The organism is Paracoccus panacisoli, assembly GCF_042435015.1.
GTDB lineage: Bacteria > Pseudomonadota > Alphaproteobacteria > Rhodobacterales > Rhodobacteraceae > Paracoccus > Paracoccus panacisoli.
Genome location: NZ_JBHMQU010000009.1, coordinates 129,623 through 153,753, shown reverse-complemented (window position 1 = coordinate 153,753; position 24,131 = coordinate 129,623). Strand labels below are relative to the sequence as shown.

The window sequence follows — 24,131 nt, the reverse complement described above, 5'->3', positions numbered from 1 at the left end:
GCGGGCGCGCAGCCCGGCGTCGGCGCCGAGCGCGGCGGTCGGGTCGTCGTCGCGGCGCAGGCGCCGGGCCTCGGCGGTGGCGGCGGCGATGATCGGGGGGACCCGCCGCTCTTCCGGCGTGACCAAGAGGCCGGCCATCCGCGCCCAGCGTCCGAACACCGGCGAGGCCGTCCAGCGCGAGATGGCCGGCGCGAGGATCAGCCCCGCGAGGATCGGCGACAGCCAGATGAGTTGGCCGGGCGACAGCATCGCCACCACGATCAGGATCGCCAGCCCCGAGGCGACGTGGATGCCATGCCGCCTGAGCACCAGCCGCCACGGCGGCATCGAGCCCTTGCGGACCTGGCTTTCCCAGCCCGAGTTGCGGCCCGAGAGGATCTCGGCGATCTGGCGGGTCTGGATCAGCATCTGGACCGGGGCGATCAGCGCCGAGAGCAGGATCTCGAACAGCGCCGAGGCGAGGGTCCGCGACCGCCCGCCCGCGTTGGCGGCCAGCGGGCGGCGCCAGGCGCGGCCGACGGCCACGAACTTGGGCAGCAGCAGCAGCGCCATCGCGGCCGCGAACAGCCACGTCATGCGGACGGAATCGAAGGTCGGCCAGTCGGGGAAGAGCTGGTAGGTGCGCGGGAAATACTCGGGCCGCGACAGGATCACCTTGGCGGTCAGGGCCAGCCCGACGAGGATCATGGCAAGCCAGATCGGGCTCATCAGGAACCCGAGGATGCCGATGGTGAAATGCACCCGGCTGATGGCCGAGAACCCCCGCGCCCCGATCAGCCGCAGGTGCTGCAGGTTGCCCTGCGCCCAGCGCCGCTCGCGCACCGCCATGTCGAGCAGCGTCGGCGGGCTGCCCTCGTAGCTCGCCCGCAGGTCCCAGTCGAGCCGCACCTTCCAGCCCGCGCGCCGCAAGAGCGCGGCCTCGACGAAGTCATGCGAGAGGATGGTGCCGCCGAAGGGCGGCTCGCCCGGCAGTTCGGGCAGGCCGCAGCAGGCGGCGAAGGCGTGGACGCGGATCATCGCGTTGTGGCCCCAGAAATTGCCGTTGTCGCCCGACCAGGCGGCGACGCCGCGGGCGATGGGCGGGCCGTAGACACGGCCGGCGAACTGGATCACCCGGGCGAAGAGCGTCTGCCCGCCGACCAGCATCGGGATGGTCTGGATCAGCGCCAGCGCCGGATCGGCGGCCATCCGGGCGCTCATCTCGGCCACCACCCTGCCCGACACCACGCTGTCGGCGTCGAGCACCACCATCTGGTCGTAGCGCCCGCCCCAGCGGCGCACGAACTCGGCGATGTTGCCGGCCTTGCGCCCGGTGTTGTCGGTGCGGCGGCGGTACCAGACCGGCAGCGGGCAGGTCTCGCGCAGGGTGGCGACGGCGAGCGTCTCGGCGGCGAAGAACGCCGGGTCGCGGCTGTCCGAGAGGATGAAGATCTCGGCCCGCCCGGCGAGGCCCGCGGCGGCCATCTCGTCGGCGAGCGCGCCGAGCAGCCCGAGGCTTTCGGCGGGGTCCTCGTGATAGACCGGCATCACCACGGCGACGCGGGCGGTGCCCGGGTCGGCGGGGGTGGCGGGGGCGCGGGCGACGAGGCCCGCGAGCATCGAGCAGAAGCTGAACCCGACCCAGCCGAAGGTCAGGGTGAAGAACCCGAGCAGCGCCCATTGCAGCGGCTGGATGCGGTCGCCGAAGACGAGCAGCATCTGCCAGAAGCCCAGCGCCACGATCAGCGCCGCGCCGCCGAAGGCGATGACGCGCGCCAGCACCACCTCGGGGGCCGGGGGCAGGCGCGGCGGGCCGGGGGGCGGGGCGGCGCGGAAATCCTGCGCCGGCATCGCCAGCGGTGCTTCGGGCGGGGTGGCGGGCGGGTGCCCGGACGACTGCCCGGACAGGTGCGCGGCCGCATCCGCCGGGGCGTCTGCGGCAAGGGGCTGGGGCACGCCGGCCGCCGGGGCGCCGGTTTCCAGCACCCCGGTCAGCCCCGCGTCCAGCGGTAAAGCCAGGTCTCGCTCATCCGCAGCTGGGCGCTGTCGAGCCGCGCGGAGAGCTCGGCCAGGTCGGCGCCGCCGGGCACGAACTCGAACGAGAGCCGCAGCACCCCCTCGGCCGGCAGGCGGACGACATAGGGGTGGCGGACCTCGCCGGCCGAGGTGGTGACCACCGGCTCGGGGTCGGGCTGGCCCTCGAACGGGGCGAGGTCGAAGTCGATGACGAAGCTGCGCGCGCCCTTGCCGTTGATCGAGGCCCCCGACCGCGACTGGCGCACCTGCGCCGCCGGGTCGTTGTCGCCGGGCGCGAAACCGAGGCTCAGCTCATAGGCGAAGTCGTGGCGCACGCCGGGGGCGAGCGGCTGGCCGGGCTGCCAGAACGCGACGATGTTGTCGTGGAACTCGCTCTCGACCGGGATCTCGACCAGCACCACGCGGCCCTCGCCCCAGCCGCCCTGCGGGGCGACCCAGGCCGAGGGGCGGCGCTCATAGGCGGCCTCAGCATCCTGGAAGGCGGTGAAGTCGCGGGTGCGCTGCATCAGCCCGAAGCCCTGCGGGTCGCGGTCGGCGAAGGCCGAGATCTGCAGCGCGGCCGGGTTGGCCAGCGCCCGCCACAGCCGCTCGCCGTTGCCGGTCACCATCTGCAGCCCGTCGCTGTCATGGACCGCGGGGCGGTAGTCGTCGAAGCTGCCGAGGTCGGCGGGCCCGAACCAGAACATCGAGGTGAGCGGCGCGATCCCCACGTCGGTCAGCTCGCGCCGCGGGAACAGCGCCGCGCGGGTGGCGACGGCGGTATCGGCGCCGGGGGTCAGGACGAACTCATAGGCGCCCGCGACCGACGGGCTGTCGAGCAGCGCGAGCACGGTGACCGAGGCGGCCCCCGGCTCGGGCGTGCGGATCCAGAACTCGCGGAAGGCCGGGAACTCCTCGCCCGCGGCGCTGCCGGTGCCGAGCGCGAGGCCGCGCGCCGAGAGGCCATAGACGTTGCCGCGGCCGATGGCGCGGAAGTAGCTCGCGCCCTGGAACACCGCCATCTCGTCCAGCACGCCGGGCCGGTTCAGCACCGTCCGCAGGCGGAAGCCGGACCAGCCCATGTCGCCGGGCGGGGCCGAGGCCGCGTCGGGCGGGAAGCCCTCGGGCGAGAACTCGAACACCGCCGGGTCGAAGGGCAGGTTCCGCGCCACCCCGTTCTCGATCAGGTTGATCCGCACCGGGTCGGTGAACAGCATCCCCGGCGGCAGCAGGTCCAGCCCGAACCCGCCGAGGTCGCGCCAGGGGTCGGCCTCACGCCGGAATCGGATGCCGCGGTAGGCGTCATAGCCGAGATCGGCGAAGGGCGGGGTTAGCTTGGCTTGGAGGCGGACGTAATCGGCGCGCACGAGGTCGGCGGCGATTCGGGCCACATCCTCGAACCCGAAGGGGGCGGGGGGGGCCGCGACGGCCTCGGCCTCGGGCGGGGCGGCCATCTGCGCCCGCGCGCCGGTCGCTGCGACCGACAGGGCGGCGGTCATCGCCCCCAGAAAAACCCGGCGTTCCACTGACGATGCCCCGCAAATCCGACTAGGGTCGCTGCTTAGTGAAACTCGGGCGGCCCCGCAAGGATCGCCGCTGCGGCGCAGCGGAGCCCCGCGTATGGGGTGGGGTCGGAGGGTGGGGGAAAACTTCCCGGGCTGACCCAAGGATAAATTGACCAACCAGACAAATTGGACGTTTATCCGATGCGTGTTTGTTGTATGTTGGTAGGTGCAGCCGACAGGGTCGCGCCGCGCCTTGCGAGACTCGGGTTTGAAGGTCCGCTGTTAACGATCGCCCTTGCAACGCGACGAGCCATCGTTCGTCTGCCGGATTGTTCTTGAGGCGGAGGCGGCAGCGATGCCCCCGAGGCCTCAGGGACAATCCGTCAGTCGCCCGCCTCTCGGTCCCCTATTATGAGCCCCCCGGGACGCGGCGGCATCCCGGGCAACGCTCAGTAATCCCGCTCGTAGAACACCCCGATCGTGCTTTCCCCGTCGCTCGCCACCGAGCCGCGGGCGGTCACCGCATCGTTCACGTCGAGGTTCAGGTTGATCCGCGAGCGCCCGTCCGCATCCACCGCCACGTCAGTATAGACGTTGCGGGTCAGGTACTTGCCGGCCCGGACCGTCACGTTCCCCTCGTCGTCGGTGGCGAGGTCGAGGTCGTCCAGCCCGACCGAGTCGCGCAGGTTCGACACGATCCCCTCGCTGCCCCGCCCGGCCAGCACCGCGACCGCGTTGGCGAGTTGCGCGGCCTGCAGGGGCGAGATGGTGTCCAGCCCGCGGCCGAAGAGCAGATGCGAGAGCACCTCCTCTTCCGGCAGTTCGGGGACCGATTCGAAGGTGATCTCGGGCTCGCGGATGTCGCCGTCGACGACGATGCGCGTCAGGATCTCGTCCTGCTGGGTCTCGGCGACCAGCCGCAGGACGGGGATCATGCTGCCCTGCAACTCGATCAGCCCCTCGGTCATGTCGAAGCGCTTGCCCAGCAGGTCGATGCGGCCGCGGATCAGCTCGAGCTGGCCGACCGGGATCATGTTCCGCGCGGTGCCGGTCAGCCGCAGGCTGCCGCCGAGTTCGGCGTCGATCCCGCGGCCGCGCACGAACACCTGATTCGGCGCGTTGATGGTCAGGTCTAGCCGCGCCGGGTTGGCGGGTGGCGTGGCGGGCGGCGCGGTCATCCCCGCGATGCGACTGTCGGCGGAGGGGAAGGGAAGGAGGCCCGCCTTGGCCCGCGTGCCGCGCACCGGGGGGCGGTCGCGCAGGTGGACGATCTCGGGGATCGCGCGCGCCCCGCCGAGCCCGGTCGAGGGGATGCGGATCTCGGTCTCGCCCAGGTTCACGGTCCCGGTCACCAGCGGCCCGTCCGCCGGGTTGCCCGAGATGCGCACGGTCCCGTCCACCCGGGTCTCGTAGAGGTTCGGGTCGCGCAGCACCACGCCGTCGAGCTGCGCCGTCAGGTCCAGCGCGGTCCCCCCGCGCAGGTCCACCGGCCCGCTCACCGTCACCCGCCCGCCGGCCGAGACGTTGCCGGTCGCGTTGACCTGGATCAGCCCGCCGTTCAGGTCGGCGGTGCCGCTGAGATTGTCCACCCGCAGCCCCAGCTTCGGGTCCGACAGCCGCGCGTTCGGCAGGCTCACCCGCCCGCTCAGGTTCTCGAGCGCGGGGCGCCCGGCCAGCCGCAGGTCGAAGTCCACCGGCCCCTCGATCGAGCGCACCCGCAGAAGCGGGTTCACCAGCGCCGCATCGCTGACCCCCGACGCCCGGATGTCGGCGGTCGAGAAATCCTGCGCCGCGCTGCCCGCGATGGTGGCGCGGGTGCCGCCCGGCGCGGTGGCGTTCAGGTTGATGTCATAGCGCCCCGCGGTCTGGCGCACCGTCCCGGCGACCGTCGCCGGTCCCGGTAGCCCCGGCACCACCAGCGCGAGGTCCGAAAGCGCCGCATCGACGTTCAGCCCCGCCTGCGGGCTGCCGTCGGCGCTGAGCCGCAGCTGGCCGTTGCGGGCGTTCAGCCGCTCGATGCTCAGCGCGCCGCCCGGCGACTGGGTCGCGGCGAGGTCGAAGGTCGTCTGCCCGCCGAGCAGCGGATCGACCCGTTCGTTGCCGATCCGCAGGCCGCTTGCGGTGCCCTCGGCGGTGACGCGCCGGCCGCGGCCCTGGTCCACCAGCCGGGCGGTGGCGTTCAGCGCCCCGTCGATGCCGCCGCCGAGAAAGGCGAGGCTCGCCGCGCGCACGTCCGCGCTCACGTCGGTGCGTCCGGCGCCGATGGTGCCGCGGGCGGTGGCGTTCAGACGGGCGCTGGCCACCACGGCCTCCTCGAGGGTCAGGACGCCGTCGCGCTCGGCCCCGCGGACCGTCAGGCGGGTCGGCCCGGCCAGCGCCGCGTCGGCCTGGGCCTGGCCCAGCGACAGGTTGTTGCCGGTGCCGTCCACGACCAGCCGGCGCACGCCGCTGCCGTCGTCGGCAAAGCTGCCGGTGGCGGCAAAGCTGCCCCGCCAGCCAAGCCCCAGCGCCGAGAGATCGGCAAGGTTCACACGCCCCTGCACGTTGGTCTGCCCGCCGCCGATGGTGCCAGAGATGTCGGCATTGGTGCGCGGGTTGTCGATCACCGCCTGCTCGATGGTCAGCACGCCGTTCTGTTCGGTCCCGCGCAGGGTCACGCGGGTCTCGCCGCCCAGCACGCCGTCAGCCTGCGCCTGCCCCAGCGACAGGTCGTGGCCGGTGCCGTCGAGCACCAGCCGGCGCAGCCCGCCCGGCTCTTCGTTCACCCGCCCCGTGGCGGCGAAGCTGCCGCGCCAGCCGAGGCCCAGCGCCGACAGATCGGCGAGGTTCACGCGCCCCGACAGGTCCGTCTGCCCGCCGCCCACGGTGCCCTTTACATCCGCCTGCGCGCGGGGGTTGTCGATCACCGCCTGCGTCAGGGTCAGCACCCCGTCGCGCTCGGTCCCGCGCACGGTCAGCCGCGTCTCGCCCGCCAGCACCCCGTCCACGGATTTCTGCCCCAGCGCGAGGTCGGTGCCAGTGCCGTCCACCGCCAGCACCCGCGCGCCGGTCCCGTCATCCTTCAGCGACCCGTCGAGCCGCAGCGCCCCACGCCAGCCCCGGCCGAAGGCTGCGAGCGAGCGGATGTCGGCGGTCGCGGTCAGGTCGGTGCCGGTGTCGGCCAGCACGCCCTCGACATTCGCGGTCATCTGGTCGTTGGTCAGTTGCAGGTCGCGCACCGTGACCGTCTGCCCCGCCTGCTCGGCCGACAGGCGGAACTGGGTCGTCCCCGACAGCGCGCCGTCGACGTCCTGCTGGCCCAGCCGCAGGTCCTGCCCGGTGCCCGTGGCCTCGATGCTGCGCACGCCGTTCGCCTCGCGCGCGGTGGCGGTGGCCTTGAGCGACCCGGCGAAGCCCGGTTGCAGCGCGCCGAGGTCCGGCACGTCCAGATCCAGCGCCGCGTCGAGCGCGCCCTGCGCAAAGCTGCCGCGCCCGTCGGCGGTGAGCTGCGGGTTGGCAAGGCGCAGCGTCTCGACCTCGAAGCGGCCGTCCTTTTCCTGCGCGATGGCGGTGAGGTTGGTGCGGCCCTTGAGCGCCGCGTCCAGTTCGTTGATGCCGAGCTCGAGGTCGGTCGCCTCGCCCGAGACGGTGACGCGCCGCGCGCCGGGGGCGCCGGTGACGGCGGCCTGCGCGGTCAGCGCGCCGGCCATCGCCGGATCGGCGGCAGTCAGGCTCGACAGCCGCAGGTCGGCCTTGAGGTCGGTCGAGCTGCTGGTGATCAGCCCCTGCGCCGCGGCGGTCAGGCGCTGCCCGTCCACCCGCAGGTCGCGGATCTCGATCCCCTGCTCGTCGCGGCGGGCGCTGGCAAAGATCGACGCCTCGCCCGCCATCAACCGGTCGAGCTGCGGCTGGTTCACCGTGATGTCGGTGCCGGTGATCTCGGCCTCGGCGTCGAAGCCGTGGGTCAGCACGGTGTAGAGCCCGCGGATGTTGGCGTTGGCCTGCCCGGTCAGCGGCCGGCCCGCCAGCGTCGAGAGATGCTCGAGCCGCTCATAGGCCGCGTCGAGGTCGCCCGAGACGGTGATCCCCGAGCGCAGGCCGTCGGCGAGGATGGTGCCCGCGATGCCGAAATCCTGCCCGCTGAGGGTAAAGTCCGACAGTTCCAGCGCGTTGCCCGGGGTCAGGTCAAAGCCGGATTCGCCGGTGATCGACGTGCCGAGCGCCTGTTGCAGCCCGGCGTCGGCCAGCGCCAGCCCCTCGACCCCGAAGGCGAGCTTGCCCAGCACCTGCTGCAGGTCGCCGTTCTCGAGCGCCACGGTGCCGTCGCCGTTCAGCGTCAGCGCCCCGATCCGGTTGCCGTTCTGGGTGATGTCGCCGATCCGCCCGACGACGCGCCAGGCATCCGACTGGGTGGCGTCATAGCTGATCTGCAGGCTGCCCGAGCGCACGTCGGTCGGCTCTCCGCCGAAGGGCAGGCGGACGGGCAGGGTGGTGGCGCCGGCATCCTCGCCCAGCGTCATCAGCAGCACGAGCGACTGCGGCGCGCCCTTGTCGTTGGTGGTGACCGAGCCGGTGAGGTTCAGCGCCTCGGTGTCCACCATCAGCACCGGCAGCGCCATGCGCCCGTTCTCGCCCCGCCAGCCCTCGGCCAAGAGGCGCGAGCTGGTGCCGAAGAACGGCCGGTTGTCGGGCGGCAAGAGGCTGGCCACGTCGCCGGTCAGTTCGGCCCGGAAGCCGGTGCCGGGGGTGCCGTCCTCGCCCGCCTGGGCGTGGGCCGAGACGCGCCCGGTGACGCGGTCGGTGCCGTCGGTGGCCAGCCGGATGTCGGCGGCGAATTCCTTGAGCGGCCCCTCACCCTTGATCTCGGCGGTGACCGCGGGCTTGTCGTAGAGACCGACGAGGTTGGCGAACAGCCCCTCGCGGTCCTCGTCCAGCGTCACGTCCAGCCTGAGGTTCGTGGTGGCGTTGGAGTAGGCGGCATCGACGGCAAAGACGCCGCGCTTGCCGTCCACCCGGTTGATCGCCAGCTTGGCCGCGCCCTCGCCGCCCGCCAGGTTCATCGAGCCGTCGAGCGAGACGACCGCGGCCTCGCCAATGACCGGCTCGCCGATCTCGACCCGGCCCGCGGCGATGCGGGCGATGTTGACCGACACCGGCAGGGTCGGAAGGGCGAAGTCGCGGACCTCGGCCTTGCGCCCGCCCTCGCCGCCGCCGGGCAGGCGGGGCAGCAGGATTTCCTGCGCGGAAAGCTCGTTGATCTCGATCCGCCGGCCGAACAGCGCCGAGCGGTCCCACTGGATGGCGCCGTTCCTGAGCGTGATCCAGACGCCCTCGGCGTCGGCGATGGTCATCTCGGTGAAGGTCGCGCGCGACGAGAGCGCGCCCTGGAAGCCGCGGATGACCACCTGCCGGCCGGCGCCCGACAGGTTGCGTTCAAGAAAGCGGGTGATGAAGCCGCGGTCGTCCTCGACCTCGGCGGAGATCTCGGCGGCGCTGGCGGCCATGTCCTGATCGGCGGCGCTCGCAGCGGGGGCGGGCGCCTCGGCCGGCGGGGGGGCGGCGTCCTGCGCGGCCGCGGGCGGCAGCGGCGCGGCCAGCAGCACCAGCGCGGCCAGCGCCGGCGTCAGGCGACGCAGGGGCCGGGTCAGGCGGGCGGGAAGGGTCGAGAGATACCGCATTAGAACGCCTGCCCCAGACCCAGATAGAACTGCACGCCTTCGCCGGTGTCGCCGCCGACGGGCCCGGCCACGTCAAGGCGGATCGGCCCGATCGGCGTCGTGTAGCGGATGCCCACGCCCGCGCCCGCGTGCCAGTCGCTCGCGCCGCCGAAGCTGCTCTCCTCCCACACCTGGCCGGCGTCGGCGAAGGCCGCGAAGCCGATGCGCTCTCGCACCAGCACCCGCATCTCGCCGGTGATGTTCAGCACGCTGAGGCCGCCGGTCTTGACCGGCCCCTCGGGCCCCTGGATGACCTCGACGCCGAGCGACTCGAACGGCTGGCCACGGACCGAGCCGCCGCCGCCCGAGTAGAACAGATAGTCGCGCGGCGTCTCGGCCAGGTCCGAACCGAAGATCGTCCCGGCCCGCGCCCGGCCGGCGAGGGTGAAGCGGTCCTCGGCACCGAAGCTGCGGTAGGCGCGGCCCTCGCCCACCAGCCGCAGGCCCGAGCCGGTGTCCTGCATCCCGTAGAAGGGCGTCGCGGTGGTGGACAGCCAGTAGCCGCGCCTTGCGTCGTTCGGCTCATCCTCGCGGCGGTCGAGCGTCACCGTCGTCGGCAGCGCCAGCACCCGGAAATCGGTCGTGCCGCTGGCGTCGGTGACGCGCGAGCGGCGGTATTCGAGCCGCGTCTCGCCGGTCAGCCGATCCGAAGGCAGCCAGACGAGGCCCATCCCGAGGACGCCGAGGTCGAGGTCGTAGTCCTCTTCCCTGAGCCGCTCGGCCCGGGCCTCGACGAAGGCGGTGATGTCGGGGCGGATCGTCGCCGGGCGGTCGAGGCGCAGCCCCAGCTTGTAGTCGCGCCCCGAGGTGCCCGAGCCGATGTCCTTGATCTCGCCGTCGACGCGCAGCCGCTCGCCCCCGCCCAGCAGGTTGCGGTGCAGCCAGTAGCCGGTGACCTTGGCCCCGTCGATGCTGGAGATTTCGAAGCCGCCGCCGATCCGGCGCAGCTTCTGCTCGATCACCGTCAGCCCCACGTCGAGCGTGTTGCCGGGCCCGAGCGCTTCGGCTTCCTCGAGCGTGATGGCCGAGAAGATGCCCGAGCGGCGCAGGCGCTTGCGCACCTGCTCGAGCTTCTCGGGGTCGAAGCGCTCGCCCTCGGGGAAGCCCGCGATCTTGAGCAGCCGCCGGGTCGAGAGCCGCTCGTTGCCCGAGGGCAGCAGCCGGCCGAAGCGGACCAGCGGACCGGGGGCGAGGACGATGCGGCTGTCCACGGCGTGCAGCTCGTGGTCGGCGACGATGTCGGTCGAGGTCACGTCGGCCTTGGCGTGGCCATAGTCGCGCCAGCCGGTCACCCCGGCGCGGGCGGCGGATTTCATGTCCGAGGTGCGGGCGACCGCGCCGGTGCGGTAGTCGCGCGGCAGGTCGGTGCCGGGCGCGACCGGGGCGATCTCGGCCCGGCTGTAGCGGAAGCGGCTGCCCGGATCGACCGAGACCACCACCTGCCGGACGAACTGCGGCGCGTCGAGCGGCGCGATCCCCGCCGCCTCGACCCCGTCGAGCCGGATGTCGATGACCGCGTCATACAGCCCCTCGTCATAGAGGGTGCCGAGGAACCTTGCGTAATCGGCGCGGGCGGCGGCGAGCACGTCCTGCCCCGAGGTGCGGCCCTCGGCCAGCGCCCCGGTGATGAGCGAGCTTTGCCGCAGCTTGCGTTCCAGCGCCGGGTCGCTGCCCTCGACGCGGACGATGAACTCGACGGGCGAATTGGCGACCCGGTCGCCGCCCCCGAACCAGCGCGCGAAGGGCGAGGAGGCCGACGACGGCGAGGACGAGGCCGAGCCGGTGCCCGCGGGCTTGGTCTCGGCCGGTGCGGGCGATGGCGCTGGGGCGGGGGCCGCGCTTTGGGGCCAGGCCGGGCCCGCGATCAGGCACCCTGCCGCGGCCGCTGCTGCGACCCTTCTCGCCCACGCTGTCGCCATGTCGCTGCCCGCCTCGTTGCGCCGCCGTTGTCCGCGTCGTCGTTATGGTCCCGATCCCGACCATTCTTGACGCACTCGGGTCAGGAAATCCATCCGCCGAGGCCGCAGACGGGCAGATTTGTGCCGGGCGTGTCCTCTCGCGGCCTGCGCGGCAAGCCCTTGAACGCGCAGCATTGCGAACCTGCAGGGGGGGCGGGTGCGAGAAGGGTCACGGGAATGTCAAGCCCGGCGTGAACGCGCCCGATGGAACCCGCAGGCAGCCCCGCCGTTGTCCCGTCGTGCAGCAATTGCTGCGCCGTCGCCTGTCAACCCCTTTTTTGTACCCAAGGTCCAGATGTCCCGTCGTATCGCCACCGCCCGCCCGTCCGTCGCCCGCCTCTCCATCGCTGCGGCGCTGATCGCCGCGTTCTCGGTGACGGCCGCGCAGTCGGCGGTCGAACCCGCCCCGCACGACGCCGGGCCGGTCAAGGGCTGGACCGCGGTTGCGGGCCTGTCGGGGCCGGCGGTGCTGGAACTGGCCCGCACCCTGCCGGTGGCCAGCGAGGCCGACGGCGACCAGCCGTGGTGCGACCGTTCGGCGACGGTCCGCGACGCGCTGCGCACCGAGTTTGAAGAGCAGATGGTCACCCGCCACTCGGACGGCACTCAGCTTTGGGGGTCGGACGTGATGGGGACGTGGACCGTGGTGCTCTCGCGCCCCGATGACACCCAGTGCGTGATCGCCTCGGGGATCGGCTACGCGGCGGGCGAGAACCCCGCGACCTATCTCGCCAAGGTCGGCCTCGGCTGAGGCCGCAGGCCGGATTTCGGCCCTCACGCCCCGTCTCTCGTTGCGTTCCAGCGCCGTCTGTGAGAAGGCCGCGCAGGAACGCCTGTCGATTCCGGCACCGCCATCACACGCAAGCAAGGGGCCTCCATGACCCTCTCCTCCGACAGCCGCCCGGGCGACTATCTCGTCCGTGACCTCGCGCTCGCCGATTACGGCCGCAAGGAACTCGACATCGCCGAGACCGAGATGCCGGGCCTGATGGCGCTGCGCGCCGAATACGGCGAGGCCCAGCCGCTGAAGGGCGCCCGGATAGCCGGCTCGCTGCACATGACCATCCAGACCGCGGTGCTGATCGAGACGCTGGTGGCGCTGGGCGCCGAGGTCCGCTGGGCGTCGTGCAACATCTACTCGACCCAGGACCACGCCGCCGCGGCGATCGCCGCCGCCGGCATCCCGGTCTTCGCCGTCAAGGGCGAGACGCTGCCGGACTACTGGGCCTACACCGACCGGATCTTCCAGTTCCCGGAAGGCACGGCGAACATGATCCTAGACGACGGCGGGGACGCCACGCTCTACATCCTGATGGGCGCGCGGGTCGAGGCGGGCGAAACCGACCTCATCGCCACCCCGCAGTCGGAAGAGGAAGAGGCGCTCTTCGCCCAGATCCGCAAGCGCATCGCCGAGACCCCCGGCTGGTTCGCCCGCCAGCGCGACGCCATCCGCGGCGTCAGCGAAGAGACGACGACCGGCGTCCACCGGCTCTATGACCTGCACAAGCAGGGGCAGTTGCCGTTCCCGGCGATCAACGTGAACGACAGCGTCACCAAGTCGAAGTTCGACAACAAGTACGGCTGCAAGGAATCGCTCGTGGACGGCATCCGCCGCGCCACCGACACGATGATGGCCGGCAAGGTCGCCGTCGTCTGCGGCTACGGCGACGTGGGCAAGGGCTCGGCAGCGTCGCTGCGCGGCGCGGGCGCGCGGGTGAAGGTGACCGAGATCGACCCGATCTGCGCGCTGCAGGCCGCGATGGACGGGTTCGAGGTCGTCACGCTCGAGGATGTGGCGGGCTCCGCCGACATCTTCGTGACCACCACCGGCAACAAGGACGTGATCCGGCTCGAGCACATGCGCGAGATGAAGGACATGGCCATCGTCGGCAACATCGGCCACTTCGACAACGAGATCCAGGTCGCCGCGCTGCGCAACCACAAGTGGACCAACATCAAGGACCAGGTGGACATGATCGAGATGCCGTCGGGCAACCGGATCATCCTGCTGTCCCAGGGCCGCCTGCTGAACCTCGGCAACGCCACCGGGCACCCGTCCTTCGTCATGTCGGCCAGCTTCACCAACCAGGTGCTGGCGCAGATCGAGCTGTGGACCAAGGGCGACGAATATCAGCCCGGCGTCTACATCCTGCCCAAGGCGCTGGATGAGAAGGTCGCGCGGCTGCATCTCGAGAAGATCGGCGTCAGGCTGACCGAGCTGCGCAAGGACCAGGCCGACTACATCGGCGTCCCGGTCGAGGGGCCCTTCAAGTCGGAGCACTACCGCTACTGACATGCGGGAAATGCGGGCATGGTTCTGGTGGGTGGTCGGCTTTGCCGGACTGGGGCTGGCGCTCGTCGGCACCGTCCTGCCGATCATGCCCACCGTGCCGTTCCTGCTGGTCGCGGCCTACGGCTTCAACCGCTCGTCGCCGCGGTTCCACGCGATGATCGTGAACCACAAGGTGTTCGGCCCGCAGATCCGCGAATGGCACGAGCACCGGGCCATCGCGCCGGCGGTCAAGATCTTCGTCGTGGTGTCGATGGCCGTGGGGCTCGCGGTCAGTTTTCACCTGCTGCCGCTGGCGTGGTGGGCCGCGCAGTTCGCGGTGCTCGCGGCGGTGGCGATCTACATCGTCACCCGCGCCAACCCGCCCAAGAAGCACTGAGCCGGCGGTCCCGCCCGCTCGGCGCGCATCGTCCCGTCCAAGTCGCCGTCAGCGCGCCCCGGCGATCAGCCGCTTGATCCCCGCGACATGGGCGACGTCGGCCGCCAGTGCGTCGGCGGCGAGCGCCGCGGCCGTCTCGGCCAGCGCATCTGGTTCCACGATCCGGTCGATCAGCCCCCAGGCCAGCGCCTCGTCGGCGGTGATCTTCTGCCCCGCCATCAGGATCATCGCCGCGCGCGACGGCCCCGCCAGCGCCGCGAGCCGGCGCGGGTCCGACGGCTGCGGCAGGAACCCCAGCTGCATCACCGGATAGAAGATTTTCGCCGCCGGCACCGCGATCCGCAGGTCGCAGGCCAGCACCATCCCCAGCGCGCCCCCCGCCGCGGTCCCGTTCAGCGCCGCGATCGTCAGCGCGGGCGCGGCGGCGATGGCGCCGGACAGCGCCTCCCACAGCGGCGAGACGGCAAGCCCCGCGCGAGCCGCGTCAAGGTCGGCGCCGGCGGAGAAGACCTTGCCCGTGCCGGTCAGAACCAGCGCCCGTGCGCCCGCGGTCGTGGCCGCCTCGACCGCCGCGATCAGCGCCTCGAGCATCCCGGGCGTCAGCGCGTTCGCCTTGTCCGGGCGGTCCAACGAAATCGTGACCAGCCCCTCGGACGAAGTTTCCGACCGAACCATCTTGCCTCCTTGGCCGTTGCGTCGCGGTATGGCACGACACGTCGCGTCTGAACCGAATGTGATCCGTCAGCAGCGGAAAGGTATCGTCAATGTTTCTCAGGACCACAAGCTCGGCCCTCGCCGTCATCGCCCTGACGGCCCCGGCCTTCGCCGAGGTCACGCCCGCGCAGGTGTGGCAGAACTGGGTCGATTACTACAAGGCCAACGGCTACACCGTCACCGAGGGTTCGCGTGAAGAGGCCGGCGAGACCCTGACCCTCAAGAACGTGGTCATGGCGGCGTCGGCGCCCGACAACGAGGGCGGGGTCGAGTTCACCATGCCCGAGGTCACGCTGACCGGCACCGGCGACGGCAAGGTGCGCACGGTCGTGGCCGAGACCTCGCCCCTCAAGCTGACGTTCAAGAACGAGGAGGACGAGCCCGTCACCCTCGACGGGAACGTGACGCTGAAGGACGCCGAGATCGTCTCGAGCGGCGCGCCCGAGGACATGACCCACGAGAGCCGCGCGGCGCAGATGGTGTTCGCGCTGAACACGATCACCACGCCCGACGGCCAGAAGCCGATGCCGATCAGCGTGACGATGGTGAACGCCACCTCGTCGCAGCGGGTCGTGGACGGCCCGGTCCAGACCGTCGACGCCCGGATGGGCGCCGACCGCGCCGACTTCTCCGGCACGGTCGAGGGGATGGACAAGGAAGACCCGACCGCCAAGGCCTCGTTCACCGGCAGCATCGACGCGCTGGCCGGCGAGGGCCGCTTCATGATGCCCAAGGGCGTCGACGTGACCAAGGACCTGAACGCCGCCCTCAAGGCCGGCATGGACATGAGCGCCAGCTTCTCGATCGGCGCCGGCAAGGTCGAGGGGCAGTTCAGCGGCAAGGGCGAAGAGGACAAGGACGTCAGCGGCCAGATGGCCACCGACGTGAAGGGGGTCGAGCTGACCGTCGGGATGTCGACCGCCGGCCTCAAGTACCAGGGCAGCGCCGACGCCTCGAACGTCAGCCTGACCTCGTCGGACCTGCCGTTCCCGATCAACTACGCGGTCGGCGGCTCGACCGTCGACGTGCAGATCCCGGTGATGAAGTCCGACGCCCCGGTGCCGTTCAAGATCGCCTATTCGCTGACCGGCCTCACGGTCGGGGACGAGCTGTGGAACCTGTTCGACCAGGGCAAGGTGCTGCCGCGCGAGCCGGCGAGCCTTGACGTGGACGTGACGGGCCTGGCCAAGATCGCCATGGACCTGTTCGACCCGGCCAACGTCAAGGCGATGGAGGATGCCGCCGAAGGCACCGACGCCGAGGCGCCCGACGCCGCCGGCCCGGACGCCACGGCGACCGAGCCGAGCGCGACCGACGCGCCTGCGACCGACGCGCCCGCCGCCGATGCGCCCGGGACCGATGCGCCCGCCACCGACACCGCGACCGACACCACGAGCTCGGCGGATGCCGGTGCGGCCGACGGCGCGCCCGAGGCCGCCGATGACGCGGCCGACACGCCCGAGCCGTTCGTGCTGACCGAGCTGAACGTCAACAAGCTCGCGCTCGATGCCATCGGCACCAAGGTGGACGTGACTGGGGCGCTGACCGTGCCCGAGGGTGGCTCGATCGACGCGCCGGTGGGCACGACGCACGCCCGGCTCGAGGGGGTGAACGCGCTGATCGACAACCTCGTGAAGCTCGGCATCCTCAGCCAGGACGAGGTCAGCGGCTACCGCATGATGCTGGCCATGTTCGCCAAGCCCGCGCCCGAGGGCGGGGACGCGCTGGTGGGCGAGTACGAGTTCAAGGAAGGCGGGCAGGTCTTTGCCAACGGCCAGCAGGTGAAGTAACACCCGTGCTGACGACACCCGCGGAAAGGGCCGGCCCGTCCGGCCCTTTTTGCATCGCGAGGAACCGCAGCCGATGACCCGAGGCGACCACGCGCCCCCCGATCTGGCCGGGCTGACCGACGCGCTGCTGGCCGCCGCCCGGGCCGCCGGCGCGACAGAGGCGGACGCCGTCGCGGTCTCGGGCGATTCGATCTCGGTCGATGTGCGCGCCGGCGCGCTGGAGCAGGCGACCCGCGCGCAGGGGGTCGAGATCGGCCTCCGCGTGCTGATCGGCGGCCGGCAGGCCTGCGTCTCGGCCAGCGACCTCAACCCCCGCACCATTGCCGAGATGGCCGAGCGCGCCGTGGCGATGGCCCGCGAGGCGCCGGTCGACGACATGATCGGCCTCGCCGATCCGGGCGCGCTGTCTGAGGTGCGTGACGGCGGCGGGCTGGCGCTCGACGACGGCCAACCGCAGCCCGCGCCCGAGGCGCTGCTGGATCTCGCGCTCAGGGCCGAGGCGGCGGCGCTGGCCGTCCCCGGCGTGCGGATGGCCGAGCAGGCCAGCGCCTCGTCGCTGCACCGGCAGTTCTGGCTGGCCGGCACCAACGGCTTTTCCGGCGGCTATGCGCGCTCGAGCCACGGCATCTCGGCGGTGGCGATCACCGGCGAGGGCACGGGGATGGAGCGTGACTGGGCCTCGGAATCCCGCGTCTGGGCCGAGGACCTGCCCGCCCCGGAAGAGATCGGTCGCCGCGCGGGCGAGCGCACCGTGGCCCGCAAGGGTGCCCGCAAGCCCCCCACCGGCGCCTTTCCGATCCTCTATGACGAGCGCGTGGCCGCCACGTTGATCGGACACCTGCTCTCGGCGGTGAACGGCAGCGCCGTCGCCCGCGGCGCGAGCTGGCTCAGGACCGCGCTGGGTGAGGCGGTGCTGCCCCCCGGCTTCGATCTGGTCGAGGACCCGCGCCTGCCCCGCAGCGGCGCCTCGCGCCCCTTCGACGGCGAGGGGCTGCCCACCGCCGCCCGCAACATCGTCGCGGACGGGGTGCTGGGCGGCTGGACGCTGGACCTCGCCACCGGGCGCAAGCTGGGGATGCCGTCCACGGCCAGCGCGGTGCGCGGCACCTCGGCGCCGCCGTCGCCCGGCGTCTCGAACGTGACGCTGACCCCGGGGACGGTGCCGCCCGCGGCGCTGATCCGCGACATGGGGCGGGGGCTCGTCGTGACCTCGATGCTCGGTGCCTCGGTCAACCCAACGACCGGCGACTATTCGCGCGGCGCGGCGGGGTTCTGGGTCGAGGGGGGCGAGATCGCGTTTCCGGTCAACGAATGCACCATCGCCGGCAACCTGCGCGAGATGCTGATGCGGATCACCGCCGCCGACGACCTGCCCGACTGGCGCAGCCACCGGGTGCCGAGCCTCATGGTCGAGGGGATGACCGTTGCCGGCGCCTGAGCCTCTGCGGGACGAGACCCGGCGCGACCCGGCGTCGGCGGCCCCGGACCCGGCGCTGACCGACCTCGCGCTCATCGAGGCGGCGGCGGTCGAGGCCGGGCACATCGCGCTAGATTACTGGCGCGGCAGCTTCCGCTCGTGGGACAAGGACGCAGGCGCCGGGCCGGTCAGCGAGGCCGACCTGGCCGTGAACACCGCGCTCGAGACGCGCCTGCGGGCAGCGCGCCCCGGCTACGGCTGGCTCAGCGAGGAAAGCCCCGACGATCCGGCGCGGCTCGCGGCCGCCCGGACCTTCATCGTCGATCCGATCGACGGCACCCGCGCCTTCATCGACGGGCAGGAGGGGTTCTCGGTCTGCGTCGCCGTGGTCGAGGACGGCCGCCCGGTCGCGGGCGTCGTCCACCTGCCCGCCCGCGGGGCGACCTATGCGGCCGACCTGGACGGCCCCGCCACGCTGAACGGCGCCCCGATCCGCCCCGCCGCGCGAACCTCGGCCGAGGGGGCGACGATGCTGGGCGCGCGGACCGTGCTCGACCCCCAGCACTGGCGCGGGGGGCGGGTGCCGGGGCTCACCCGGAAGTTCCGCAGCTCGCTCGCCTGGCGGCTCTGCCTCGTGGCCGAGGGGCGGTTCGATGCGGCGCTGTCGGTGCGGCCGGTCTGGGACTGGGACATCGCGGCGGCGAGCGTGATCGCCGCGCAGGCCGGCTGCGGTGTCACCGACCGGCAGGGACGGGCCTTCCGCTTCAACGGCGCGGTCCCGCAGTCGGACGGGCTGATCGTGGCCGGGCCGGCGCTGCACGGGCTGCTGGCCGAGGGGCTGGCCACGGGGGCGGACCTGCGCGCGGCGGGGCAGGGGCGATGACCCGGCTGCCGCCCGAGACGCTCGACCGGCTCGCCGACGCGATCAGCTTTCACCCCGAGAGCGAGCCGGGGCGGGTGTTCCGCGATGCCCTCGGCCGGTTCGCCACCGGCGTTACCATCGTGACCGCCGAGGGGCCCGCGGGCCCGGTGGGGATGACGGTCAACAGCTTCACCAGCGTGTCGCTCGACCCGCCGCTGGTGCTGTGGTGCCCGGCCCGCGCGTCGAGCCGCCACGCCATCTTCGCCGCGGCGCCCGCCTGGTCGGTCCATGTGCTCGGCGCCGAGCAGCTCGACGTCTGCCTGCGGTTTGCCCGCGGCGGGGCGGGCTTCGCGGGGCTGCCGCCGAGCGTCTCGGACCTCGGCACCCCGGTGATCCCCGGCGTCGCGGCCCGCTTCGACTGCCGCGCCGAGGCCTGCCATGCGGCGGGCGACCACAGCGTTCTGCTCGGCCGGGTGGCGCAGGTGACGATCGGCGGTCCCGACGATCACCCGCTTGTCTTTGCCGCCGGTCGCTTCGGCCGCTTCCTGCCGGATGACGGCACGGGCGGCACGGGCTAGCTCAGCTCAAGGGCTCGACGCTGATCTCGGGCAGCGGCTCGAGCGGCGGCAGCGGCTCCAAGGGGGTCGAGAAGATCGGGTCGAGCCGCGGAGTCTGCGTCTTGACCGTCCGGCCCGGCCCGCCCAAAACCGCGATCTGCGCCGCAAGCTGCGAGATCGCCGCGTTCTGCGCCGCCGCGATGGCCGAGGGCGAGGCGACCGACTGCCCGCCGCCGCCCAGCAGCCCGCCCAGCCCGCCGCCGCCCGATGCCGCCGCCTGCGGCAGCGGCACGGCGATGTCGAACCCGCGGGCGTGGTTGGTGCCCCCCGAGCTGTCGTTCGAGACGTAATACTGCCCCTTGAGCCGGTAGACGCCGTCCAGCTGCGCCAGCGCCTTTTCCACCCGCACCTCGATCCGGCGCCGCGGCGGCTCGGCCAGCGGCCACGGCTCGGCGATCACGGTCGCCCCCGACATGTCCGAAATCGCCCGCGCCAGCGTCAGGGTGAACGCCCGCTGCGGCTTGTCGGCCCACAGGTTCTTCGGGTTCGACCGCACCGCGCCGTCCGGGGTCTGCCACGAGACCTCGCCCGCCGCCGCGTATTCCGGCAGCGTCACGTCGCGCAGCTCGGCGGTGCCGAGCGCGTTGCCGACCCGCGCCGCGGGCGTCGGCGGGTCGATCAGGTAGCGGCCGGTCTTTTCCGGGTTGGAACAGCCCGCCAGCGCCACGGCGGCGGTCAGGGCAAGAAGTGCAGGGCGCAGCATGATCTATCGTCCCAGGATGAAGGCGCGGGGGTTGCGCTCGATGGTGGCGGCAAGGCTGCCGAAGTTCTCGGCCGCACGGCGAAGCGCGCGCATGGTGTTGATCGACTCGGTGTTGAACCCGCCGCGGTCGCCATAGGCCGCGATCACCGCCTCGGCCCGGCTGGCGAGCTGCTGGAAGCGGGTCGAGAGCTGCGGCAGCGTGTTGGCCGCCTGCGCGACCTCGTCCATCGCCCGGCGGGCCGAGGCGAGGGCGGCATTGAGGCTGCCGGCCGCGTTCCCGTCCCGCAGGTCGGTGAGCAGCCCCGAGGCCGCCTTGAGCGTGTCCGACAGGTTGCGCGGCAGCTGCGCGGCATCCTCGGTCCCGAGCATCGCGCGCAGGTCGTCGACCAGCCCCTTGCCCGAGGCGCTGATCCCCGACCAGTCGAACTCGTCGACCGAGGTGGCGGCGGCGTCGATCTTTTCCACCATCCCGGGGATATCGACCGCCGCCTCGCGGATCGAGGCCGCGGTGGCGCTCGCATCGTCCACGAACTTGCCGATCTTCGGCCCGATCTGGTTGGCCTTGAGGTCGCTGGCGATGGCGCCGATGTCGCCGGCGGCGGTCCCCACGCGGTCCATCGCCGCCGAGAGGTTGCCGGGCAGGGCGCGGGCGGCCTCGGTGCCGACCACGGCGCGGATGTCGGCGACCGCGCCGCGCGCCTCGGTGGCGAGGCCCGCGAAGTCCACGTCACGCACCGAGGCCGCAGCCTTGTCGAGGCTGTCGACGATCCCCGGCACCTTGTCGGCCGCGCCGTTGAGCTTGGTCGCCAGCTCGCTCGCCTGCGTCGCCGCGCCCGAGATGTTGGCGACGACGCCCGCGCCGCGCAGCTCCTCGACGGCGCCGCGCAGCTCGGCGGCGGTCGCCTGGGCCTCGTCGATGGTCTTGCGCAGCCCGGCGGGGATGGCGCGGGTGTCCTGCGACGAGGCGATGGCGGTGACGCTGTTCATCATGTCGGTCGCGGACTTCAGCAGCTCCTCGATCTTGAGGTTGCCGATGCGGGTCATGAATCCCTGCGCGGTGGCCGCGATGTCCGAGCTGTCGGTCGGCGCCGAGGGGACGACCGGGAAGGGCTGGGCGTCCACCGCGATCCGCGCCGGGGGCTGGTCGGGCAGCTCGACCAGCTCGACCATCAGCGAGGTGCCGAGGAACCCGGCCCCGGTCACCCGCGCCCGCAGCCCCTGTTCGACCCGGCCCGAGAGGAAGGCCAGCGCATCCGCCGGCGTCGCGGTGTCGGGCAGGCCGAGCCGCTGGGGCGAGAGCGCGATGGTGATGTCCTGCAGCACCTGCCCCGGCTGGCCGTCCGCCGGCGGGGCGACCCGCACCGAAAGCGCCGTGACCCGGCCCACGGTCAGGCCCTGGAACTGCACGTCGGCCCCTTCCGAGAGGCCGCGCACCGCCTCGGGCAGCAGCACGGTCAGGCGCAGCTCATCCTCGGGCGAGGCGGCGAACAGGCTGTTCTGCGCCGCCTGCTGGTCGGGTTGCAGGATGAAGACGTGCCCCGGCTGGACCGGCTGGCCGCCCGAGCTGAGCGTGGCGAACTCGGCCCCGCCCTGCAGCAGCGACGAGACGGAGCTCACGTTGAGCTGCACCCCCTGCGGGCCCAGCGAGACGTTGAACCCGGAGGTGTCCCAGAACACCGTCGCCGTGGTCAGGCGCTGGTCGTGTGGGGCGGCGACGAACACGTCGGCCATCACCGTCTCGTCGCGCTCGGCCAGCCGCAGGTTCTGCATCCGGCCGACCTGCAGCCCGCGGAAGAAGATCGGCGCCCCCTCGGCCATGCCCTTGGCGCTGGTCGAGGCGAGCGTCACCCACGTCCCGCGCTCGTTCGAGCGGGTGAGCGGGGCCTTGTCGAGCCCCTCGTGGACGTCGAGGTCGGCCGCCCCGGGCTTGTCGTCCCAGTAGCCTTCGATGAAGGCGCCGGTCAGCACCGTGTCGAGGCGCGAGATGCCCTGCGCCGAGACCTGCGGCCGGACGATCCAGAACTCGGCGTCATCGTCGATGAAGCTGGCGATGTCCTTGTCCACGCGGATGTCCACCACCACCCGCTGCAGGTCGCGGGTGAAGCGCACCGCCTCGACCTTGCCGACGGTGATCTCGCGGAACTTGAGCGCGGTCTCGCCCGGGGTAATGCCGGTCGCGTCGCTGAAGGCGACCGAGACCAGCGTGCCGCGGCCGGTATAGGCGTTCCAGGCCAGCGCCATGGTGACCAGAAGGGCGATGATCGGCACCGCCCAGATGACCGAGACGCCGGCCCGCGCCGCCCGCGCGGCGGTGCGGCGCACCGGGCTGGCCGGGCGCATGGCGGACGGCTCGGCGGGGCCGGCGGGGGCCGAAGGGGCCGTCGGGCGCCTGTCGGGCGGGGGAATGTCGGTCATGCGCTGGTCCTGTCCCGGCGGCTTCGCAACGGCAGGCCGCGCCAGATCAGCCGCGGGTCGAAGCTTTGCGCCGAAAGCATGGTGAACGCAACCGACAGCGCAAAGCTGACCGCGGCCGGTCCCGGGTGGATGGTGGCGACGAAGCCGAGTTGCACGAGCGCCGAGAGGATCGCCACCACGAACACGTCGATCATCGACCAGCGGCCGATGAACTCGACCGCCTCGAGGGCGCGCAGGCGGGTGTGGGCGGATTCGGTCGTGGCCGGGCGCCCGGCCACCCGGGCGAGCCAGGCGATCACCGCGAACTTGCCGATCGGCACGATCACCGAGGCCACGAACACGATCCCCGCGACCCCGTAGTTGCCGTAGTGCATGAGCTCGATCACCCCGCCGATGATCGTCGCCTCGCTGTTGCCCGCGAGGCCCGCGAAGGTCTGGGTCTTGAGCATCGGCAGCAGGTTCGCCGGGACGTAGAAGATCAGGCCGGCCAGCCACCAGGCCCAGACGGCGGCGAGGCTCGACCGGTCGGGGCTGTGCAGCGGCGCGCCGCAGCGGCCGCAGACCGCGCTGCCCTCGGGCCAGACCCGGCCGCAGCCTCGGCAGCCGACGAGATGGGCGCGGTGCGCGGTCAGGATCGGCGCGTCCTCGCGCGGAGCGGTAACCGGACCGGGACGCCGCGGCGGGCGGCTGGCGGCGGCGCCGGTGGCGACGGGGGACGCGGGCGGCGCGGCCATCACGCGGCGCCTTCGCTGCCGGCGGGCGGGCCGGGCGGTGCAGCGCTGGGGCCGGGCGCGGGGTCGCCGTGCGGATCGGGCTCGACCTGCACCACGCGCACGGCGGTGCCCTCGACCGCGGCGCGGTCGGCGGCGGTCTCGACCGGGTCGGCCACCACCTCGCGCCCGTCGGTGAAGGCGCCGCGGTCCTCGAGCGTGTCCCAGATCGTCGTCGAGCAGGTGAACACGTCGCTCGCCGCGCCGACGATGATGAGCGCGCAGAAGGCCCAGAAGGCCGGGCCGAGGTTCACCGTCGCCAGCCCTGCCACCTTGACCAGCGCGACCGAGGTGCCGATCACGAAGATCTCGGCCATCGACCACGGCCTGAGCAGTTCCGACAGCCGGAACGCCGCCCCCGCCTGCGGCGCCGGCCGCCCCTCGCCCCGCATCGGCAGCAGCACATAGACGAGCAGCGCCGCCCGCAGCACCGGCAGCCCGACGATGAACCCCAGCACCGCGACGGTCAGCGGCATCAGCCAGCCTTGCGAGAACGCCAGCGCCACCCCGAAGAGCGACGTGGCGTTGCCGATCCCCATGCGCGAGATCTCGAGGAACGGAAAGAACACCGCCGCGAACATCAGCACCATCGAGGTGAAGGACAGCGCGACGATCTGGGTGAAGGCCCCCTCGCGCGGGCGGGCGAGGATCGAGTGGCAGCGGATGCAGCGCGCGGTCTCGCCCGGCGCCAGTTCGGCCTCGACGTGCAGCGCATCGCAGCGCGGGCAGGCGATCAGCCCCGCCCCGGTGGTGATGTCGTACTGGCCTGCCTCGATCATGGGGGGAAGATAAGCCGCCCGCACCGCGGCGCAAGCGCGCCGTGGGGGAAGGGCGGCGATGGCGGCGCGGGCGACGGGCGCCGCAGGGGGCGCTGCCCCCCGCCGCTGGCGCGGCGTCCCCCGGGATATTTGGCCAAGGGAGAGGGAGGGGCGGGTGCGGCGGTGGCCCGTACCGGAGCTCGAAGCCCGGCGCGGCGCCCACTTGCCCCCGCCCGCCCCGGTGCTAACGTCCCCGTCCCGG

General features: G+C 72.7%; 16 protein-coding genes. 7 read left to right on the top strand and 9 right to left on the bottom strand.

Annotated elements, in window-relative coordinates; translation table 11 throughout:
* The 4 genes from mdoH to ACFHYO_RS02295 form a co-directional block, all read right to left on the bottom strand.
* Positions 1–1,935 (bottom strand): glucans biosynthesis glucosyltransferase MdoH (gene mdoH / locus ACFHYO_RS02310; RefSeq protein WP_394318094.1); only part of this gene is annotated, 1,935 nt, incomplete at its 3' end.
* Positions 1,936–1,970: 35 nt separating this feature from the next.
* The gene (locus ACFHYO_RS02305) at positions 1,971–3,521 is read right to left on the bottom strand and encodes an OpgD/OpgG family glucan biosynthesis protein (protein WP_394318092.1); all 1,551 of its coding nucleotides are present in this window, start codon (positions 3,519–3,521) and stop codon (positions 1,971–1,973) included.
* 428 nt (positions 3,522–3,949) lie between these two features.
* Positions 3,950–9,157, bottom strand: a complete 5,208-nt coding sequence (locus ACFHYO_RS02300) for a translocation/assembly module TamB domain-containing protein (RefSeq protein WP_394318090.1) — start codon at positions 9,155–9,157, stop codon at positions 3,950–3,952.
* The gene (locus ACFHYO_RS02295) at positions 9,157–11,115 is read right to left on the bottom strand and encodes an autotransporter assembly complex protein TamA (protein ID WP_394318088.1); all 1,959 of its coding nucleotides are present in this window, start codon (positions 11,113–11,115) and stop codon (positions 9,157–9,159) included. Before ACFHYO_RS02295 ends, ACFHYO_RS02300 begins: the two co-directional genes overlap by 1 nt.
* 334 nt (positions 11,116–11,449) lie before the next feature.
* Between ACFHYO_RS02295 and ACFHYO_RS02290 the strand changes: the two genes are divergently transcribed.
* The 3 genes from ACFHYO_RS02290 to ACFHYO_RS02280 all read left to right on the top strand — a co-directional run bounded on the left by ACFHYO_RS02290 (position 11,450) and on the right by ACFHYO_RS02280 (position 13,823).
* On the top strand, positions 11,450–11,905 hold the full coding sequence (locus ACFHYO_RS02290) for a hypothetical protein (protein ID WP_394318086.1): 456 nt from the start codon (positions 11,450–11,452) through the stop codon (positions 11,903–11,905).
* Between the two features lie 126 nt (positions 11,906–12,031).
* A complete protein-coding gene (gene ahcY, locus ACFHYO_RS02285) occupies positions 12,032–13,447 on the top strand; it encodes an adenosylhomocysteinase (protein WP_394318084.1) in 1,416 nt (471 codons plus the stop codon).
* 10 nt (positions 13,448–13,457) lie between these two features.
* Positions 13,458–13,823 (top strand): YbaN family protein, encoded by a 366-nt coding sequence (locus ACFHYO_RS02280; protein ID WP_211096345.1) that lies wholly within the window; start codon positions 13,458–13,460, stop codon positions 13,821–13,823.
* A 48-nt stretch (positions 13,824–13,871) separates the two neighbouring features.
* Here the strand turns inward: ACFHYO_RS02280 and ACFHYO_RS02275 are convergent, their stop codons facing one another.
* Positions 13,872–14,498, bottom strand: a complete 627-nt coding sequence (locus ACFHYO_RS02275; RefSeq protein WP_394318082.1) for an enoyl-CoA hydratase/isomerase family protein — start codon at positions 14,496–14,498, stop codon at positions 13,872–13,874.
* 89 nt (positions 14,499–14,587) lie between these two features.
* On the opposite strand from ACFHYO_RS02275, the gene ACFHYO_RS02270 reads away from it, so the two are divergent.
* The 4 genes from ACFHYO_RS02270 (at position 14,588) to ferA (ending at position 19,184) form a co-directional block, all read left to right on the top strand.
* Positions 14,588–16,327 (top strand): DUF2125 domain-containing protein, encoded by a 1,740-nt coding sequence (locus tag ACFHYO_RS02270; RefSeq protein ID WP_394318080.1) that lies wholly within the window; start codon positions 14,588–14,590, stop codon positions 16,325–16,327.
* A 73-nt stretch (positions 16,328–16,400) separates the two neighbouring features.
* Entirely contained in the window at positions 16,401–17,765 is a 1,365-nt protein-coding gene (locus ACFHYO_RS02265) for a TldD/PmbA family protein (protein ID WP_394318078.1), read from the top strand.
* On the top strand, positions 17,752–18,627 hold the full coding sequence (locus ACFHYO_RS02260; RefSeq protein ID WP_394318076.1) for a 3'(2'),5'-bisphosphate nucleotidase CysQ: 876 nt from the start codon (positions 17,752–17,754) through the stop codon (positions 18,625–18,627). Before ACFHYO_RS02265 ends, ACFHYO_RS02260 begins: the two co-directional genes overlap by 14 nt.
* On the top strand, positions 18,624–19,184 hold the full coding sequence (gene ferA, locus ACFHYO_RS02255; protein ID WP_036734003.1) for a flavin reductase FerA: 561 nt from the start codon (positions 18,624–18,626) through the stop codon (positions 19,182–19,184). The genes ACFHYO_RS02260 and ferA overlap by 4 nt, the downstream gene beginning before the upstream one ends.
* Position 19,185: 1 nt before the next feature.
* Here ferA and ACFHYO_RS02250 read toward each other — a convergent pair whose 3' ends face one another.
* Genes ACFHYO_RS02250 through ACFHYO_RS02235 form a run of 4 tightly spaced genes read right to left on the bottom strand, consistent with a single transcriptional unit; the run spans position 19,186 to position 23,890 of the window.
* Positions 19,186–19,926 carry a PqiC family protein gene (locus tag ACFHYO_RS02250; protein WP_394318074.1) on the bottom strand — a complete coding sequence of 247 codons (741 nt, stop codon included), beginning with the start codon at positions 19,924–19,926 and terminating at the stop codon, positions 19,186–19,188.
* Between the two features lie 3 nt (positions 19,927–19,929).
* The gene (locus ACFHYO_RS02245; RefSeq protein WP_394318072.1) at positions 19,930–22,341 is read right to left on the bottom strand and encodes an MlaD family protein; all 2,412 of its coding nucleotides are present in this window, start codon (positions 22,339–22,341) and stop codon (positions 19,930–19,932) included.
* Entirely contained in the window at positions 22,338–23,075 is a 738-nt protein-coding gene (locus ACFHYO_RS02240; protein WP_394318070.1) for a paraquat-inducible protein A, read from the bottom strand. The genes ACFHYO_RS02245 and ACFHYO_RS02240 overlap by 4 nt, the downstream gene beginning before the upstream one ends.
* A complete protein-coding gene (locus tag ACFHYO_RS02235) occupies positions 23,075–23,890 on the bottom strand; it encodes a paraquat-inducible protein A (RefSeq protein ID WP_394318068.1) in 816 nt (271 codons plus the stop codon). Before ACFHYO_RS02235 ends, ACFHYO_RS02240 begins: the two co-directional genes overlap by 1 nt.
* Positions 23,891–24,131: the final 241 nt, after the last annotated feature.